Genomic DNA, 14,659 nt, shown 5'->3' on the forward strand with positions numbered 1-14,659 from the left:
CGCAGAAGGGGATTCTCGGATGGTAAGGGAGATCGTGCAGCCGGCACCGGAGCTCGCGAATGCGCCACGCGTGATCCGCGACATCTCGGCGCGCGTGCCGGGCTACAGCTTCCGCACCATCCTCGATGTCGGCGCCAATCTGGGCCAGTCCTGCCTGCCGCTGGCGGAGGCGCTGCCCGGGGCAAGGATCTACGCCTTCGAGCCCGCCGCCCGCAGCTTCGCGAAGCTCCAGGCCAATGTCGCGGGGCATCCGGGCATCGAGGCGATGAACCTCGCGCTCGGGGCGGCGACGGAGCGCGGCGCCATGATCGCCGCCGGGACCTCGTTCGACAACCGGCTGACCATGCCGAAGCCGCTCGCGGAACGGCCCACCCTCGCGCAGGCGCTGGGGCGGGCGCCGGGAGGCCCGCCGCCCGCGGTTCCGGAGCCGCCGCCGCGGAAGGTCCGGCGGCAGGAGGTCGACATCGTCGCCGGCGCGGATTTCTGCCGCGAGCGGGGCATCGACCACATTTCCTTCCTCAAGGTCGACACCGAGGGGCACGACCTCGAGGTCGTCAGAGGCTTCGGCCCGCTGCTGCACATCGCCGACTTCGTACAGGTCGAGGCCGCGACGAACGACTACAACCAGACCCATGTGCCGTTGCGCGACTTCCAGACCGTGCTGGGGCAGGCCGGCTTCTACCTCTTCCGCATCTACGGCGAGGCCTTCGAGTTCAAGTTCGGCGGGCGGCCGGTGTCGCGGCGCTGCAACCCGGTCTTCATCCATAGCCGCCTGGTCGGCGACATGGAGGGGATCAGCTAGCCACCTGCGCCCCGCGTGATCGCCGAGAGCGGCGCGTTGTCCCCCAGCGCGACCCGGATGTCGTTGGCCCTGCGGGCGGCGAAGCTCACCTCGTGCATGGCGCGGTGGCTGGGTGCGTCCTTCCGCGGGGCGAAGGCGTAGAGACCACCGGCGCGGCCGGCGGCGTGATCCCCGGTTCAGATCTTCCAGACGACGCCGGGAGTCTCGGCGGCGATGGAAAGCGCGAGCGGGCGGCCGGGGCGGCACCGCGAAATCCATCTGCAGGATCACCGACGGCCCGGGAGGCCTGGAGTTCATCCGCGCATCCTCCCGAATCCCAGCCCGTCGGCCTCTGCGCCTGGAGGCGGGACATCTTCGATCCGGGCCAGCACCTGGGGAACGCCCCGCCTGCGCGCGATGGATGGAGCCATCTGAAAATCGGATGGGGAAAGGCCGGGCTCCGGAGCGAAAGTGTCCTGTCCATGACGGGGTGAGCTGGCAGGGTCGAGATCATTACTACAGCATCATCAGATCTATGAGTTTCATAACCCATCATTAAATTCCACAGATCCCCAAGAAGCTACGAAACGTCGCGTTTCTTCTGGGATCGCAGGCGATATGCCGGATTTTCCGTCCCCACGAATATCCATTGATTTTGTTAAGGATACTTTATTGAATCCGGGCCGCGGCTTGGGAATCGGTAATGTCGGTCAGCGTAACGAAGCTCGCCGAGCAGGCACTGCTGCTGCATCAGTCGGGGCGGTGGGCCGAGGCGGCGCCGCTCTATGATCGCGCCCTGGCGGCACGGCCGCAGGACCCGGCGTTGCTGGGACTGGCCGGTGCCCTGCAGCTCCAGCTGGGCAAGCGCAGCCTGGCCGTGAAGCTCCTGAGCCGCGCGGTGGCGGCCTGGCCGGACCATGCCGAGGCCTGGCACAATCTGGGCCTGGCGCAGCTCAGGCTGGAGCGCCATGCCGAGGCGTCCGAGGCCTTCGCCACCCTCACGCGGATCCGGCCGGACCAGGCCGCCGGATGGCTGGGCCTTGCCCAGGCCCTGCGGGCGCGCGGCCAGCCCCTGCCCGCGAAAGAGGCGCTGCGTCGCGTGCTGGCGCTGGAGCCGGACCACGCCACGGCTCTCGGCCTCCTGGGCAGCCTGCTGGGCCAGATGGGCGGCGAAGCGGAGGCCGAGCCGCTGGTCCGGCGCTCGGTGGCGCTCCGGCCCGGCGATCCCTGCCTGCGCAACAGCCTGGGCGTCGTTCTGCGGCAGCTCGGGCGCCTCGATCTGGCGGAGGCAGCCTTCCGCACCTCCCTGGATCTGGAGCCGGAGCATGCCGCCGCGCTGACCAACCTCGCGGAGCTGCTGATGCACCAGCGCCGTGTGCCGGAGGCGATCCGGCTGCTCGCCGGCCCGGTGGAGGCCGGCGCCGGCCGGGGTCCCGGCCCGATGCTGGGCATGCTGCTCGGTGCGCGGTCCATGGCCTGCGAATGGCGGGGGCGCGATGCGCTGCGGGCCCGGATGAAGACCGCCGGCGGGCCGCCGCCGGATCCCTCCGACCTGCTGTACCAGGAGGCTTCGCCGGCCTACATGCGCCGCGTGCTGGAAGCGCTCGCCGCGACCCAGCGCCGGTCGCCCTTGCCCGCGCCGGCGGTGGGCTCGGCGCAGGCGGGGGACCGCATCCGCCTCGGCTACCTCTCCGCCGATTTCCACGAGCACGCCACCGCCTACCTGATCGCCGAGGCGCTGGAACGCCATGATCGCGGCCGGTTCCACGTCTCGGCCTATACGGTCGGCCGGGATGACGGCAGCGCCACGCGCCGAAGGCTGCGCGAGGGGGTGGAGGCGTTCCATGACGTTGCCGCGCTGTCCTGCCGCGCCCTCGCCGAGCGCATCGCCGGCGACGGCATCGACCTGCTCGTCGACCTGAAGGGCTGGACCGAGAACAATCGCCAGCCGGCGATGGCCCGGCGGCCGGCCCCGGTGCAGGCCACCTGGCTGGGCTTCCCTGCCACGCTGGGCGCGGACTGGATCGACTATGCGATCGTGGACCCCGTCATCGCGCCACCGGGCGCCGACACGCACTACACCGAGAAGCTGGTGCGCCTGCCGCATTGCTACCAACCGAACGACCGCCAGCGCAGGATCGCCGAGACGCCGGATCGGGCCGCGGCTGGCCTCCCGCCCTCCGGCCTGGTGCTGGCCTGCTTCTGCCAGTCGATGAAGATCACGCCGGAGGTGTTCGGGATCTGGATGCGGGCGCTGGCGGCGGTGCCGGACGCCGTGCTCTGGCTGCTGGAGCCGATCGAGGCGGCGGCCGGCAACCTCCGGCGCGAGGCGGCCGCCCGCGGGATCGATCCGGCGCGGCTCATCTTCGCGCCGCTGCTGCCGCTCGACCAGCACCTGGCGCGCTACAGGCTGGCCGACCTTGCGCTGGACACCCTTCCCTACGGCAGCCACACCACGGCGTCGGACGCGCTCTGGGCGGGCTGTCCCCAGCTCGCCATCACCGGCGAGGTCTTCGCCGCACGCGTCTCGACCAGCATCGTCACCGCCGCGGGCGTGCCGGAGCTCGCTTCGCCTGGTCTGGCGGCGCATGAGGCCCTGCTGCTGCGGCTCTGCGCGGATGAAGGGGCGCGTGCGGCGCTGCGGGCGAAGCTCGCGGCAATGCGCGACACGGCGCCGCTGTTCGACACGCCGCGCTTCGTCCGGAACCTGGAGACGGCCTATTCGGGGATGGTGGACCGCCATCGATCCGGGTTGGCGCCCTCGGCCCTGTCCATCGCGGAGGAATGACGCGAAGCCGGCGGGATGCCTCCTCGGAGGGCCATCCCGCCGGCCTGTCACGTCACCCCTTGTAGGCGACCGTGTTCGAGACCTGCTCGCCCAGCCCCTCGATGCCGACCTTCAGCTGCTGCCCGGCCTTGAGGAACCACGGCGTCGGCTTCTTGCCGAGGCCCACTCCCGGCGGCGTGCCGGTGAAGATCACGTCGCCCGGGAAGAGCGTGATGCACTGGCTGACATAGCTCACCAGCGTTTTCACGCCGAAGATCATGGTCTTGGTGCTGCCGTCCTGCTGGCGGACGCCATCCACGTCCGTCCACATCTTCAGGTTCTGCGGGTCCGCGACCTCGTCCTTGGTGACGACATAGGGACCGAGCGGGCCGAAGGTCTCGAAGCCCTTGCCCTTGTCCCAGGTCGGGCCGCGCTCGGCCTGCCACTCGCGCTCGGAGACGTCGTTGCCGACGGCGTAGCCGGCCACATGGTCCAGCGCGGCCTCTTCCGTCACGTAGCGGGCCGTGGTGCCGATGATGACCGCGAGCTCGCATTCCCAGTCGGTCTTCACCGAGTTCTTGGGGATGATGATGTCGTCGAAGGGGCCGTTCAGCGCGCCGAGCGACTTGATGAAGACGATCGGCTCCTTCGGCAGCGCGGCGCCCGTCTCGGCGGCGTGGTCGGCGTAGTTCAGCCCGATGCAGATCAGGTTCTTCATGCCGATGACGGCCGAGCCGAGGCGCGGATTGCCGCTGACGGCCGGCAGCGTCGCGGGATCGACCGAGGCGAGCTTCTTCAGCGCGCCGGGCGCGAGCGTGTCGCCGTTGATGTCGGGGACCAGCGCGGAGAGGTCGCGGATGGTGCCGGATGCGTCGAGCAGGCCGGGCTTTTCCTGGCCCTTGGGGCCGTAGCGGAGCAGTTTCATGGATCGTGTTCCTCCAGACGAACGGGCGGAGAGTGCACGGGAAACTCCGCGGCGCGAAGTCCCGGTCAGCCGGTCGCGTAGCGCGCGACGACGCGCGCGGGCGGGAAGGCCACCAGCTCCACCGCTTCGACGATCGCCTCCATCGGCAGGTCGATGGGGCCGAGCGCAGCCAGGGCGCGCGACGCATCGGCGAAGCCCTGCGCGAGGGTGACGTGCGGGACCCAGTGGCCCGGGGCGAAATGCGGCCGCAGTGGAAATCCGCACAGCCCCGTGGCCGCGAGCGCCTGCGCTTCCAGCAGCTCGAAGGTGACCGTCGGTGCGAGGAAGAGCACCGGCACCGGTGCGGCGAAGAATCCCAGATGCGTCAGCGTCAGCAGGGGCACGGACGGGGCGACATCGGCCTCCGTCACCTCTCCATCGACGACGGCAAGCGTCAGATGCGGCGGGTGGCCCGCGCGCAGCGACGGGTCGCCGATGCCCGCCGCGTCGAGCCTGGCCCAGAGCGCCTCGATGCGGTGCCGCGTCGTGGCGTCGAAGGCGAAGGTCAGCGCGGTCGGCACGCTACTCCGCGCGGATGCCGGCGCGGCGGATCAGCTCGCCCATCCGGTCGAACTGCGCGACATTGCGCGCCTGGTACTCCTCGGGCGGACCGGGCAGCGGCGTCGCGCCCAGCTCCTGCAGCCGCGCCACCGTCTCGGGCTTGGTGAGGCCCGCGCGCAACGCCGCATTGGCGCGCTGGATCACCTCGGCCGGCGTGCCCTTGGGCGCCACGATGCCGAACCAGGCGGTGACCTCGTAGCCCGGCAGCGCCTCGCCGATCGCCGCGATATCGGGCGCGCCGGCCCAGCGCGCCGTCGAGGTGACGCCGATCGGCACCAGGGCGCGCGAGCGGATGTGCGGCAGGATGGACGGCAGGTTGTCGCAGCCGAAGTCGATGCGACCGGGCAGCAGGTCCACCATCATCGGCGAGCTGCCGCGATAGGAGACATGTGTGGCCTCGAAGCCGCCCATCAGCCGGAACAGCTCAGCGGAGAGATGGGTCGAGCCGCCGATGCTCGTCTCGCCGTAGGAGAGGCGCCGCTGCTTCGCCAGCGCGATCAGCGCCGCCGCGTCGCGCACGCCGAGCGAGGGATGCGCGGCGATGAGGTTGGGCACTTCCGCGATCTGGCAGATCGGCAGGAAGTCCGTGCGCGGGTCGTAGCCGGAATTGCTGTAGAGATGCGGGTTGATGGCGTTGGTGCCGGGCGAGCCCAGCAGCAGGGTGTAGCCGTCGGCCGGGCTGCGCAGCACGGCCTGGGCGGCGATGTTGGAGCCGGCGCCGGGCCGGTTCTCGACCACGAAGGGCTGGCCCAGCTCCTCCTGCAGGATCTGCGCGGCGATGCGGCCGAGGATGTCGGTGGTACCGCCGGCGGGGAAGCCCACGAAGATGCGGACGGGCCGGTTGGGCCAGGTGCCCTGCGACAGGGCAGGTGTGGCGAGCAAGGCGGCGGGCGTGGCGAGCAGGGCGCGGCGCGACGTGTTCATCTTGTCCTCCCGGGACGATTTTCCGGAAGTATCGGAACGCGCCGCGCCGGCTGTCAAACGGGATGCGCTACAGCGTCCAGCCGCCGTCGATCACCATGGCCTGGCCGGTGACGAAGGTGCTCTCGTCGCTGGCGAGATAGACGACCAGCGCCGCCATCTCCTCCGCCGTCGCCAGCCGCCCCATCGCCTGCCGCGCGATGAAGGCCGCGCGCGAAGCCTCCAGCCCGCCGGCCGCCGTCGCATTGGCCGCGATGCGGTCGCCGAGGCTCGGCGTGTCCACCGTGCCGGGCGCGAGGCAATTGCAGCGCACGCCCTGCGTCACCGTGTCGGCCGCGACGGCGCGCGTCATGCCGATCACCGCGGCCTTGGTCGTGCCGTAGACGAAGCGGTTGGGCGCGCCTTTGATGCTGCCCGCGGCCGAGGCCATGTTGATGATGCTGCCATGCCCGGCCGCCAGCATGCCCGGCAGCGCCGCGCGCAGGCAGCGCCACATGGCGCGCACGTTCAGCGCGAAGGCGAAGTCCCACTCTTCGTCCGTGCAGGTCAGCGCCGTGTTCTGGTGCACGAAGCCCGCGCAGTTGAAGAGGATGTCGAGCGTGCCGGCGCCGGTGACGGCGGCCTCGACCGCCTTGTCGTCCAGCACGTCCAGCGCCTTCGTGGTGATGCCATGCGCTTCCAGCCCCGCCAGCTTGGCCCCGTCGCGGTCGGTGGCGATGACCGAGGCGCCCTCCGCCGCCATGGCGATGGCGCTCGCGCGCCCGATCCCCTGTCCCGCCGCGGTCACGAAGGCCCGCTTGCCCGCCAGACGTCCTGCCATGATTCCCTCCCGAGGTTTATGGGCGCATTCGGGCGCGGGAGCGGCGCGGCGTCAACCACCGGCGAGCTCGGCATCGAGCGCGGAGGCCAGGTCGAAGAAGCGCCGGCGGACTTCCGGCGCGTAGGGATTGCTGCGCTCGATGGCGCGGAAGACCTCGGGCGCGTCGTCGCGGACCATGCCGACGGCCTGCCGGATCAGCTCGAAGCTGCGCGTGGTCATGCGCGTCGGCAGGGGCTCCATCTGGACGAGCACCTTGGCGATGAGATGCGTCAGGCCCTGGACCATCGCGGCCTCCCGGTCATGCGCCGCGGGGGTGGTCAGGATGACATCGAGGCCCAGCACCTTGCGCAGGAAGGCGGCGACAACAAGCCCGCGGCGGCCGCGGATCGGGCAGACGGCGATCTTCAGGCCGCGGATCCCATCGCGGGCGCTCTGCGGGCCGAAGAGCGGGTGGGTCGCGACGATGTCGGCATGGTCGGGCAGGCCGCGCCTCATGATCTCCGCCGGAAGGACCTTCACCGATCCGACGTCGAGGACGAGCGCCCCCCGCGGCAAATGCGGGCCGATGGCGCGGACCGTGTCCTCCATCGCGCCGACAGGCGTGGCCAGGATCACGATCGGGCAGGAGGCCGCTTCCGCGAGCCCTGTCAGCTTCACGGTCCCATGGAGTCCGGGCGGCAGCGCGGGGTCGTAGGCGCGGAGGCGGAAATGCGGGTGGAGATGCCGCGCCATCAGCCGCCCGAAGGCGCCGAAGCCGATGATGCCGATATCGCTGTCGTGGAACACGGTGGAGCCTCTGCAGATTCTGCGAGGCCAACGGAATGTCGTGGGTTCAACCGCTGGCCAGGCAGCGGTTGAAAGATGACAAGGATCATCCCGCCGCTAGGAGAGCGGCGCGTAATACAGCCCTGACAGGGGAAGGATCGTCGTCACGCGGCGGAGTGAAGGGCAGGCGAGGCGCGTCGTCAAGGCGCACGGAGCAGCGGGGATCGTCACCGGGGATCCTGCCTGCTCCGCCGCCAGATCCGCCAGAGCTGCCAGAGGAACAGCACACCCACGAGCAGGACCAGGACCTTGCCGATCGGGTCGATCCAGGGCTCGAACCGGTTGTAGCCTTCCTCCAGCACGTAGCCGGCCATGGTCAGGGCACCGACCCAGATGGCCGTGCCGAGCGTCGTCCAGGCGTAGAAGGTGGCGCGCGGCATCTCGATGAGGCCGGCGGGGATGGAGATCACCGTGCGGATGCCCGGCATGATGCGCCCCAGGAAGACCGCGAGCGGGCCCCAGCGGCGCAGCGTCTCCTCCGCCTTGTCCAGGTCTTCCGCCCGGACGCCGATCCAGCGGCCGAAGCGCTCGCAGAGCCGCTTGGTGCGGGCCGTGCCGATGGCGCGCGCCAGCTCGTACCAGAACATGTTGCCCGCGATGGTGCCGGCGATGCCCGCCACGATCACCAGCGTGACGGAGAGCTCGCCCCGCGCGGCGGCGAAGCCCGCGAAGGGCATGATGAGCTCGGAGGGGATCGGCGGAAACAGGTTCTCCAGGAACATCAGCCCGAAGACGCCGAGATAGCCTGCGGCGGCGACCCAGCTCGTGATGAGGTCCATCATGGCGCGGCCACCCGGTAGAAGCGCAGCGTCACGCGGCGCCCGCGCGTGTAGTTCAGTCCATCCACGGAACCCATCTCCTCCAGGCGCAGCCCGAGCCGCGCGGCCTCTCGGTGGAAATCCGCCTCGGCGCGGTCGCCCACCGCCACCACCCTGCCCGCATCGGCGGCCAGAAAGATGGCAGCGTCGTCGCCGCGGCGCAGGAGCTGCAGCCCGCCGCCGACATGGAACAGCGTGGAGGGCTCGGCATGGCCGGTGATGCCGAAGTTCTGCGAGGGCAGGCCGGGCGCACGCTGCGCCAGCAAGGCCTCGATCCGCGGCGCGATCCACAGTGCCTCGATGCGCGGGAAGGTGAGCTGCATGACGCTCACATAGACGGGAATGGCCGCGACCACGGCGACGGCCGCGCTGCGCGCCCAGTGCCCGCGTCCCATCTCGCGCCAGGTGAGCCAGATCAGCAGCGCCGCCGCCGGGAGGGCCAGCAGCGCGCCCAGCGGCTCATGGCCGGTGACGAACCAGGGCAGCGCAATGGCCACCGCCGCGAGGCCCAGGGCCACGCCCGCCACCGCGAGCTGAGCCGCCCAGCGCAGCCAGCGCGGCGGCTCGCGGCGCAGCGGGTCCATGGCCCAGACGGCGCCGAGCAGCATGAGGGCCGGAAAGGCGGGCAGGGTGTAGTGCGGCAGCTTGGTCGCGACCGCCTCGAAGACCAGCCAGGTCGGCACGATCCAGGCGAGGAGGAAGCGGATGGCCGGCTTGCGCCGCTCGGCCCAGCTCTGGCGCAGGGAGAGGATCACCAGGAAGCCGGCCGGGAAGGCAGCGACGAGGAAGGTCAGGAGGTAATAGCCGGGCGGGCCCCAGTGCTTTTCGTCGCCAGCGCCGACCTTGCCCAGCATGTCGCCGCCGATGGCCTGGGAGAAGAAGCGCCCCTCGGTCGCGACGCCGATCGCGATCATCCAGGGCAGCACGAGGACCAGCATCAGCGGGATGCCCCAGGACGGACGCAGCGATCTGAGCCAGGGCGCATGCAGCCAGCCCTTGCCGGCGCGGCGGTCGCAGAAGGCCAGGGTCAGCCCGGTCAGCAGCGGCATCATGGGCGCGATCGGGCCCTTCAGCAGGATACCGATGCCGAGGATCACCCAGAAGGCCGCCGCCTGTCGCCTGGTGAAGCCGTCGGGCCGGAGATAGGCGAGGCCGAACAGGCCCATGGCGGCGGTCACGCTGGCCAGCAGGGCCGCGTCGGTCTTGGCGATATGCGCCTCGACCATCAGCACCATGCAGCCGGCCAGCATGGCCGCCGCCAGCATCGCCGTGCGCCGGCCCACGAGGCCGCGGCCGAACTGGAAGGTGGCGAGGACGGCCAGGATCGCGCCCAGCAGCGACGGGACGCGGTAGGCCCAGATCTCGCTGCGGTCGGCGAGGCCGGCCGTCTCCAGGAGATGGACGCTCGCCGCCTGCGCCCAGTGGATGCCGACGGGTTTCTTGTTCCGCTCCTCGTCGCCGACGCGGATATGGACGTAGTCGCCGGTCTCGACCATCTGGCGCGTGGCCTGGGCGAAGCGGCTCTCGTCGCGGTCGGTGGCGGGGATGGCGAAGAAGCCCGGCAGGAAGAGCGCCAGGCAGAGGAGGACCAGGACCAGCCGGGGCCAGCGCTGCGCCGCCCCGCTCGCGGTGTCCAGCCAGGAGTCCAGTCGCAAAGCCGTCATTCGGAAGGGGAGCACCGGGCTTCGGGGATCCGGCCGCAAAGCGGCCGGCGCCGCCCAACCGACAACGCCGCCCGGCGCATCGGCGGCGCGGCGGAGCCAAGCCGCTGCAGGCGGCGCCCGGCGTTTGAGGGCAGGCTAAACATCCGGCGCGTCTAGCATGCGGGGAGGCGCCCGGCCATAAACCGCCGGATGAGCATCTCGCCTGGCATCTCCCCTGGCCGCCGTGTCGCCTCCCTGCTGCTGGAATCCGTCCTGGAGCAGCACCGCGCGATGGAGGAGGCGCTCGACGCCATCCCGTCCAACATCGAGGCGCGCGACAAGGCGGCGGGCCACCGCATCGCCGCCGCCGTGCTGCGCCGGATGGGCAGCCTCGACGCGGTGATGGAGCCCTGGCTGCGCCGTGCGCCGCCCAAGCCGGCCCAGCGGGCGCTGCGGATCGGGGCCGCGGAGCTGCTGCTGCTCGGCACGCCCGCGCATGCGGCGGTGGCCTCGGCGGTGTCGCTGGCGCCCAAGCCCTTGGCCGGGCTGGTGAATGCGGTGCTGCGGCGGGTCGCCGAGGCCGGGCCGGAGGCGCTGGGGGGGCTGGATCCGCGGCTCGACACGCCGGCCTGGCTCTGGGCGAGCTGGCATGCGGCGCATGGCTCGGCGGTGAGGGCCATCGCGGCGGCGCACCGGGTCGAGGCACCGCTGGACCTCTCGCTCAAGCCAGGCGCGGCGGCGCCGGAGGGGGCGGTGATGCTCCCCACCGGCACGGCCCGGCTGCCGGCCGGGACGCGCATCACCGAGCTGGCGGGCTTCGCCGAGGGCGAGTTCTGGGCCCAGGACGCCGCCGCCGCCTTGCCGGCGAAGCTTTTGCAGGTTCGGCCGGGCGAGCGCGTGGCCGATCTCTGCGCCGCGCCGGGCGGCAAGACAGCACAGCTGGCAGCGCTCGGCGCCGAGGTCGTGGCGGTGGAGCGGGATTCAGGCCGCATGGTCCGGCTGCGCGAGAACATGGTCCGGCTGAAGCTCGCCCCGGAACTGGTGAATGCCGACGTGCTGAAATGGCGACCGGACGGGCTCTTCGACGCCGTCCTGCTCGACGCGCCCTGCACGGCCACCGGCACCATCCGCCGCCATCCGGATCTGCCTTATCTCAAGCAATCCAAGGACATCCCCAAACTGGCGGAGCAGCAGCGCCAATTGCTCGGGGCCGCGGCTAAGCTGCTGAAGCCGGGCGGGCGGCTGGTCTTCGCCACCTGCTCGCTCCAGGCGGAGGAGGGGGAGGCGCATCTCGCCAGCCTGCCCGACGGGCTGCGGATCGACCCGATCCACGACGAGGAGGCGTCGGAGATCGGCGTCACCGCGCAGGGCGCGCTGCGCACCCGGCCCGACATGTGGTCCGACCGGGGCGGCATGGACGGGTTCTTCGTCGTGCGTCTGGTAAAGGCCTGACCTACCAGCGCCGGCCCCAGCCACCGCGGTATCCGCCCCAGTATCCGCCGCGATAGCCCCCCCAGCCGTAGCCGTATCCACCGTAGAAGCCCACGCGCGGCCCGTAGTAATAAGGGTAGGGATAGAACGGGTAAGGGTAATACGGCGCCGCGTAGTAGGGCAGCGTGGGCGGCGTCTGCGGGGCGGCCTGGATGGTGTTGCCATAGGCCGTCATGCACTGGGCGTAGACCGTGTCGAAGCGGCCCTGCATGTCGTAGCCGACGGCAGCCGCGTTGTTCGCGCCGACCGCACCGCCCGTGACAAGGCCGGCGCCCGCGCCGATCGCCGCCCCCGCACCCGGATTGCCCGCCGCCGCGCCGATCAGCGCGCCCGCGGCCGCGCCCACCGCCGTCCCGACGGCCGCGCTGCCCACCGCCGCGTTCGTCGCCGCGGCCGAGGGGTTGGCGTAGCCGATGCTGGCGGCGGCGTTCTGCTGGCAGGTCATGTCCTCGCGCTGGAACTGCGCGTAGTCCTTGCCCTGGGGCGGCAGGGCGATGAGGGTCGGCCCGGAGGGCGGCGGAACGGCGCACGCCGCGAGGCCGATGCCCGCCAGGCCCAGGATCACGACATTCTTCATGGCTATCCTCGTCTGCCCGAATTCAGCCCAGGCATATGGCTTGGCAAACGTGGCGGGGGAGCGGCGGTTACAAAATTTCGTTGCATGATTGTGCGGTTCAGAAGCCGTTGCCCAGGCTGGAATGGCAGCGGAGATAGACGGCGTCGTAGCGCTCCTGCGGCCTGAGGCGCGCCCAGGGCGCGGCGCGCAGGTTGCCGTCGACCCGCGCGACCTGCCGCTCGCGCAGCCCGGCGATGAGCGCATCGCCCGCGGCCGGGCCGAGGGCGAGGTTGTCCGCCGCCATGGCCCGGCATTCGAGGTCTTCGCGGTGGAAGTGGTCTCCGCCCTTGCCGGACGGGGGAAGCGCCTCGCGCGTCGGGCCTGCGGGCGGGGGCGGCTGCGCGCAGGCCGGCGCGGCCAGCACGAGGGCCATCCAGGCCCAGGATCTCCTCATCGCCGCCCTCCTCCTCTTCGGAGGGGAGGCTAGCCCACCCCCGGCGGAAGAAGCGACACATGGGCCGCCACGATGCGCCAGCCCTCCGGCGTGCGCAGCCACGTGTGGCTCTGCCGGCCGATCCGGTCCGAGCCGTCGCGGATGAAGGTCGTGTTGGCCGTGCCGAAGTCGCGCCCATAGGTGGTGACGACGGTGCGGAGCAGCTTCCGGCCTCCTGCCGGGGCGCGCGCGGCGCGGAACTCGGCGATCTCGGCATAGGAGAACAGGTTCTCCGTCGCCCCGAAGCGCAGCGTGTGCTCGTTGTTCCAGAAGAGCTCGTCCAGCACGGCCACGTCGTTGCTCACCAGCGCCGCTTCGTAACGGTAGAAGGCCGCCGAGACCTCGGCATGGACCTCGGGGATATTCACCTCGTGCATCAGGAATTCCTTACGGGGGGCGCAGCGCAGACCCCCATCTTCTCGAGGGCAGCCGCGACGCGGAAGAGGGTGGCCTCGGCCCAGGGCGCGCCGATGAGCTGCACGCCGATCGGCATGCCCCCCGGCGTGCCGAGCGCCGCCGGATCGGCGAGCGGGGCCGCGATCACCGGCAGGCCAATGCAGGAGATGGGCTGGGTGTAGACGCCGAGATTGGGGCGGACGGGGATGTTCTCCCCATCCACCTCGATCATGGTCTGGCCGATCTTCGGCGCCACGAAGGGTGTCGACGGGGCCAGGATGACATCCACGTCCTTGAAAAGACGGAGAACTTCAGCCCGATAGAGCGCTCGCAACCGCTGCGCCTGGGTGACCCAATGGGCCGGCAGCAGGGCGCCGGCCAGGAAGCGGTCGCGGGTGGCGAAGTCGAAATCATCAGGCCGGGCGCGCAGGTTCGCCATGTGGAGGTTGGCGCCCTCGGCCATGGTGATGAGGAAGGCCGCGGCTCGCCCCTCGGCGGCGTGGGGGATGGTGACGGTCCGCGCGGTTCCCAGGGCCTTGGCCACGGTGGCGACGGCCGCGAAGGCCTCGGGATGGCCGCCGCGGGAAAAATGCCCGTCCGCGACGACAATGCGCAGGCCGGCGATGTCCGGGTCCGGCAGGGCGGGCTGCACCCCCGGAAACGTCTGGTGCGGATCCTCCGGGTCCTCGCCCTGAAGAACGTTGTAGGCCAGCGCCAGGTCCGACAGCTCCCGCGCGAAGGGCCCGAGATGGTCGAAGGCGCCCACGAAGGGAAAGCTGCCGTGCCGGGACATCCGGCCATAGGTCGGCTTCACCCCCCAGATGCCGCAGAGCGAGGAGGGCACCCGGATGGAGCCATTGGTGTCGCTGCCGAGCGTGATCGGCACCAGCCCCGCCGCGACAGCCGCCGTGCTGCCGCCCGAGGAGCCGCCGGCGATGCGGGTCGTGTCATGCGGGTTGCGGCTCGGCCCCTCATGCTCGTTCTCGGTGGAGAAGCCGTAGGCGTATTCGTCCATGTTGAGCGCGCCGAGCATGATGGCGCCGGCCTCGGTCAGCCTGCGGACCAGGAAGCCGTCGCGGGCGGCGGGCGGGCTGTCGCGCTCGATCTTGGAGCCGGCGAGGGTGGCGATCCCCTCCAGGTCGAAGAGGTTCTTCACCGCCACCGGCACCCCGGCCAGTGGTCCGGGGTCGATGCCGGCCGCGACCTTGGCGTCCACCGCGGCGGCCTCGGCGCGGGCGCGGGCGGCGGTGACCTCGGTGAAGCAGTTGTAGAGCGGGTCGCGGGCGGCGATATCGGCCAGCCGCTCCTCGACAACCTCGGCGGCCTTGCGCGTCCCAGTCCGGACCTCGGCGGCGAGGGCGGCGACGCTCACTTGGGCGGCCCCGCGACGAAGACCGGCGCGGGCTCGTCCTGCGGCGCGAGGGGGACGCTCTCCACCAGCGCCGCCATGCGCTTCGCGAGGGCCAGGTTCATCAATATGCCGGGCAGATGCTCCTCGTGCAGCGGCAGCCCGAGGGCGGCGGCGACCTGCGGCGCGTAGGTTGCGGGATCGAAATCGGCCATGGGGTGGTCCCTCCATCCCGATTGGGGCCCGAAGCCGGCCCTTCAAGGAAGGTCCAATCC

15 protein-coding genes are annotated in these 14,659 nt (G+C 71.3%); 3 read left to right on the forward strand and 12 right to left on the reverse strand.

What is annotated here, in order from left to right; all coding sequences use genetic code 11:
- Positions 1 to 19: 19 nt before the first annotated feature.
- Together AC1ROY_RS04470 and AC1ROY_RS04475 are read left to right on the forward strand one after the other, a co-directional pair.
- Complete coding sequence (locus AC1ROY_RS04470; RefSeq protein ID WP_493147374.1) at positions 20 to 802, forward strand: FkbM family methyltransferase; 783 nt, start codon at positions 20 to 22, stop codon at positions 800 to 802.
- A gap of 682 nt (positions 803 to 1,484) precedes the next feature.
- Positions 1,485 to 3,569 (forward strand): O-linked N-acetylglucosamine transferase, SPINDLY family protein, encoded by a 2,085-nt coding sequence (locus AC1ROY_RS04475; RefSeq protein ID WP_493147375.1) that lies wholly within the window; start codon positions 1,485 to 1,487, stop codon positions 3,567 to 3,569.
- A 52-nt stretch (positions 3,570 to 3,621) separates the two neighbouring features.
- On the opposite strand, the gene AC1ROY_RS04480 is transcribed toward AC1ROY_RS04475, so the two are convergent.
- The 7 genes from AC1ROY_RS04480 to AC1ROY_RS04510 all read right to left on the reverse strand — a co-directional run bounded on the left by AC1ROY_RS04480 (position 3,622) and on the right by AC1ROY_RS04510 (position 10,121).
- A complete protein-coding gene (locus tag AC1ROY_RS04480; protein WP_493147376.1) occupies positions 3,622 to 4,473 on the reverse strand; it encodes a fumarylacetoacetate hydrolase family protein in 852 nt (283 codons plus the stop codon).
- A 65-nt stretch (positions 4,474 to 4,538) separates the two neighbouring features.
- Positions 4,539 to 5,033, reverse strand: coding sequence for a 2'-5' RNA ligase family protein (locus tag AC1ROY_RS04485; protein ID WP_493147377.1), 495 nt, complete (start codon positions 5,031 to 5,033; stop codon positions 4,539 to 4,541).
- 1 nt (position 5,034) lies between these two features.
- Entirely contained in the window at positions 5,035 to 5,997 is a 963-nt protein-coding gene (locus AC1ROY_RS04490) for a Bug family tripartite tricarboxylate transporter substrate binding protein (RefSeq protein ID WP_493147378.1), read from the reverse strand.
- Between the two features lie 67 nt (positions 5,998 to 6,064).
- A complete protein-coding gene (locus AC1ROY_RS04495; RefSeq protein WP_493147379.1) occupies positions 6,065 to 6,814 on the reverse strand; it encodes an SDR family oxidoreductase in 750 nt (249 codons plus the stop codon).
- 51 nt (positions 6,815 to 6,865) lie between these two features.
- Positions 6,866 to 7,600 (reverse strand): prephenate dehydrogenase/arogenate dehydrogenase family protein, encoded by a 735-nt coding sequence (locus tag AC1ROY_RS04500; protein ID WP_493147380.1) that lies wholly within the window; start codon positions 7,598 to 7,600, stop codon positions 6,866 to 6,868.
- Positions 7,601 to 7,806: 206 nt separating this feature from the next.
- A complete protein-coding gene (locus AC1ROY_RS04505; protein ID WP_493147381.1) occupies positions 7,807 to 8,421 on the reverse strand; it encodes a DedA family protein in 615 nt (204 codons plus the stop codon).
- Positions 8,418 to 10,121 carry an ArnT family glycosyltransferase gene (locus tag AC1ROY_RS04510; protein ID WP_493147382.1) on the reverse strand — a complete coding sequence of 568 codons (1,704 nt, stop codon included), beginning with the start codon at positions 10,119 to 10,121 and terminating at the stop codon, positions 8,418 to 8,420. Before AC1ROY_RS04510 ends, AC1ROY_RS04505 begins: the two co-directional genes overlap by 4 nt.
- Before the next feature lie 189 nt (positions 10,122 to 10,310).
- On the opposite strand from AC1ROY_RS04510, the gene AC1ROY_RS04515 reads away from it, so the two are divergent.
- Entirely contained in the window at positions 10,311 to 11,552 is a 1,242-nt protein-coding gene (locus AC1ROY_RS04515; RefSeq protein ID WP_493147383.1) for an RsmB/NOP family class I SAM-dependent RNA methyltransferase, read from the forward strand.
- Between the two features lies 1 nt (position 11,553).
- Here AC1ROY_RS04515 and AC1ROY_RS04520 read toward each other — a convergent pair whose 3' ends face one another.
- The 5 genes from AC1ROY_RS04520 to AC1ROY_RS04540 all read right to left on the reverse strand — a co-directional run bounded on the left by AC1ROY_RS04520 (position 11,554) and on the right by AC1ROY_RS04540 (position 14,599).
- Positions 11,554 to 12,168, reverse strand: coding sequence for a glycine zipper family protein (locus tag AC1ROY_RS04520; protein WP_493147384.1), 615 nt, complete (start codon positions 12,166 to 12,168; stop codon positions 11,554 to 11,556).
- Positions 12,169 to 12,265: 97 nt separating this feature from the next.
- The gene (locus tag AC1ROY_RS04525; protein ID WP_493147385.1) at positions 12,266 to 12,601 is read right to left on the reverse strand and encodes a hypothetical protein; all 336 of its coding nucleotides are present in this window, start codon (positions 12,599 to 12,601) and stop codon (positions 12,266 to 12,268) included.
- 29 nt (positions 12,602 to 12,630) lie between these two features.
- Positions 12,631 to 13,017 carry an oxalurate catabolism protein HpxZ gene (gene hpxZ, locus AC1ROY_RS04530; protein ID WP_493147386.1) on the reverse strand — a complete coding sequence of 129 codons (387 nt, stop codon included), beginning with the start codon at positions 13,015 to 13,017 and terminating at the stop codon, positions 12,631 to 12,633.
- Positions 13,017 to 14,408: an AtzE family amidohydrolase gene (locus AC1ROY_RS04535; protein ID WP_493147387.1), complete on the reverse strand. Its 1,392-nt coding sequence runs from the start codon at positions 14,406 to 14,408 to the stop codon at positions 13,017 to 13,019. Before AC1ROY_RS04535 ends, hpxZ begins: the two co-directional genes overlap by 1 nt.
- Positions 14,405 to 14,599, reverse strand: a complete 195-nt coding sequence (locus AC1ROY_RS04540) for a DUF4089 domain-containing protein (RefSeq protein WP_493147388.1) — start codon at positions 14,597 to 14,599, stop codon at positions 14,405 to 14,407. The genes AC1ROY_RS04535 and AC1ROY_RS04540 overlap by 4 nt, the downstream gene beginning before the upstream one ends.
- Positions 14,600 to 14,659 lie beyond the last annotated feature (60 nt).

It is taken from the genome of Roseococcus sp. GW821-FHT12F05 (genome assembly GCF_058806835.1).

Coding starts and splice junctions, on each gene's coding strand:
- AC1ROY_RS04490 (WP_493147378.1), bottom strand. CDS start 5,997: ATGAACACGTCGCGCCGCGCCCTGCTCGCCACGCCCGCCGCCTTGCTC.
- AC1ROY_RS04480 (WP_493147376.1), bottom strand. CDS start 4,473: ATGAAACTGCTCCGCTACGGCCCCAAGGGCCAGGAAAAGCCCGGCCTG.
- AC1ROY_RS04475 (WP_493147375.1), top strand. CDS start 1,485: ATGTCGGTCAGCGTAACGAAGCTCGCCGAGCAGGCACTGCTGCTGCAT.
- AC1ROY_RS04510 (WP_493147382.1), bottom strand. CDS start 10,121: ATGACGGCTTTGCGACTGGACTCCTGGCTGGACACCGCGAGCGGGGCG.
- AC1ROY_RS04540 (WP_493147388.1), bottom strand. CDS start 14,599: ATGGCCGATTTCGATCCCGCAACCTACGCGCCGCAGGTCGCCGCCGCC.
- AC1ROY_RS04515 (WP_493147383.1), top strand. CDS start 10,311: ATGAGCATCTCGCCTGGCATCTCCCCTGGCCGCCGTGTCGCCTCCCTG.
- hpxZ (WP_493147386.1), bottom strand. CDS start 13,017: ATGCACGAGGTGAATATCCCCGAGGTCCATGCCGAGGTCTCGGCGGCC.
- AC1ROY_RS04495 (WP_493147379.1), bottom strand. CDS start 6,814: ATGGCAGGACGTCTGGCGGGCAAGCGGGCCTTCGTGACCGCGGCGGGA.
- AC1ROY_RS04470 (WP_493147374.1), top strand. CDS start 20: ATGGTAAGGGAGATCGTGCAGCCGGCACCGGAGCTCGCGAATGCGCCA.
- AC1ROY_RS04525 (WP_493147385.1), bottom strand. CDS start 12,601: ATGAGGAGATCCTGGGCCTGGATGGCCCTCGTGCTGGCCGCGCCGGCC.
- AC1ROY_RS04520 (WP_493147384.1), bottom strand. CDS start 12,168: ATGAAGAATGTCGTGATCCTGGGCCTGGCGGGCATCGGCCTCGCGGCG.
- AC1ROY_RS04505 (WP_493147381.1), bottom strand. CDS start 8,421: ATGATGGACCTCATCACGAGCTGGGTCGCCGCCGCAGGCTATCTCGGC.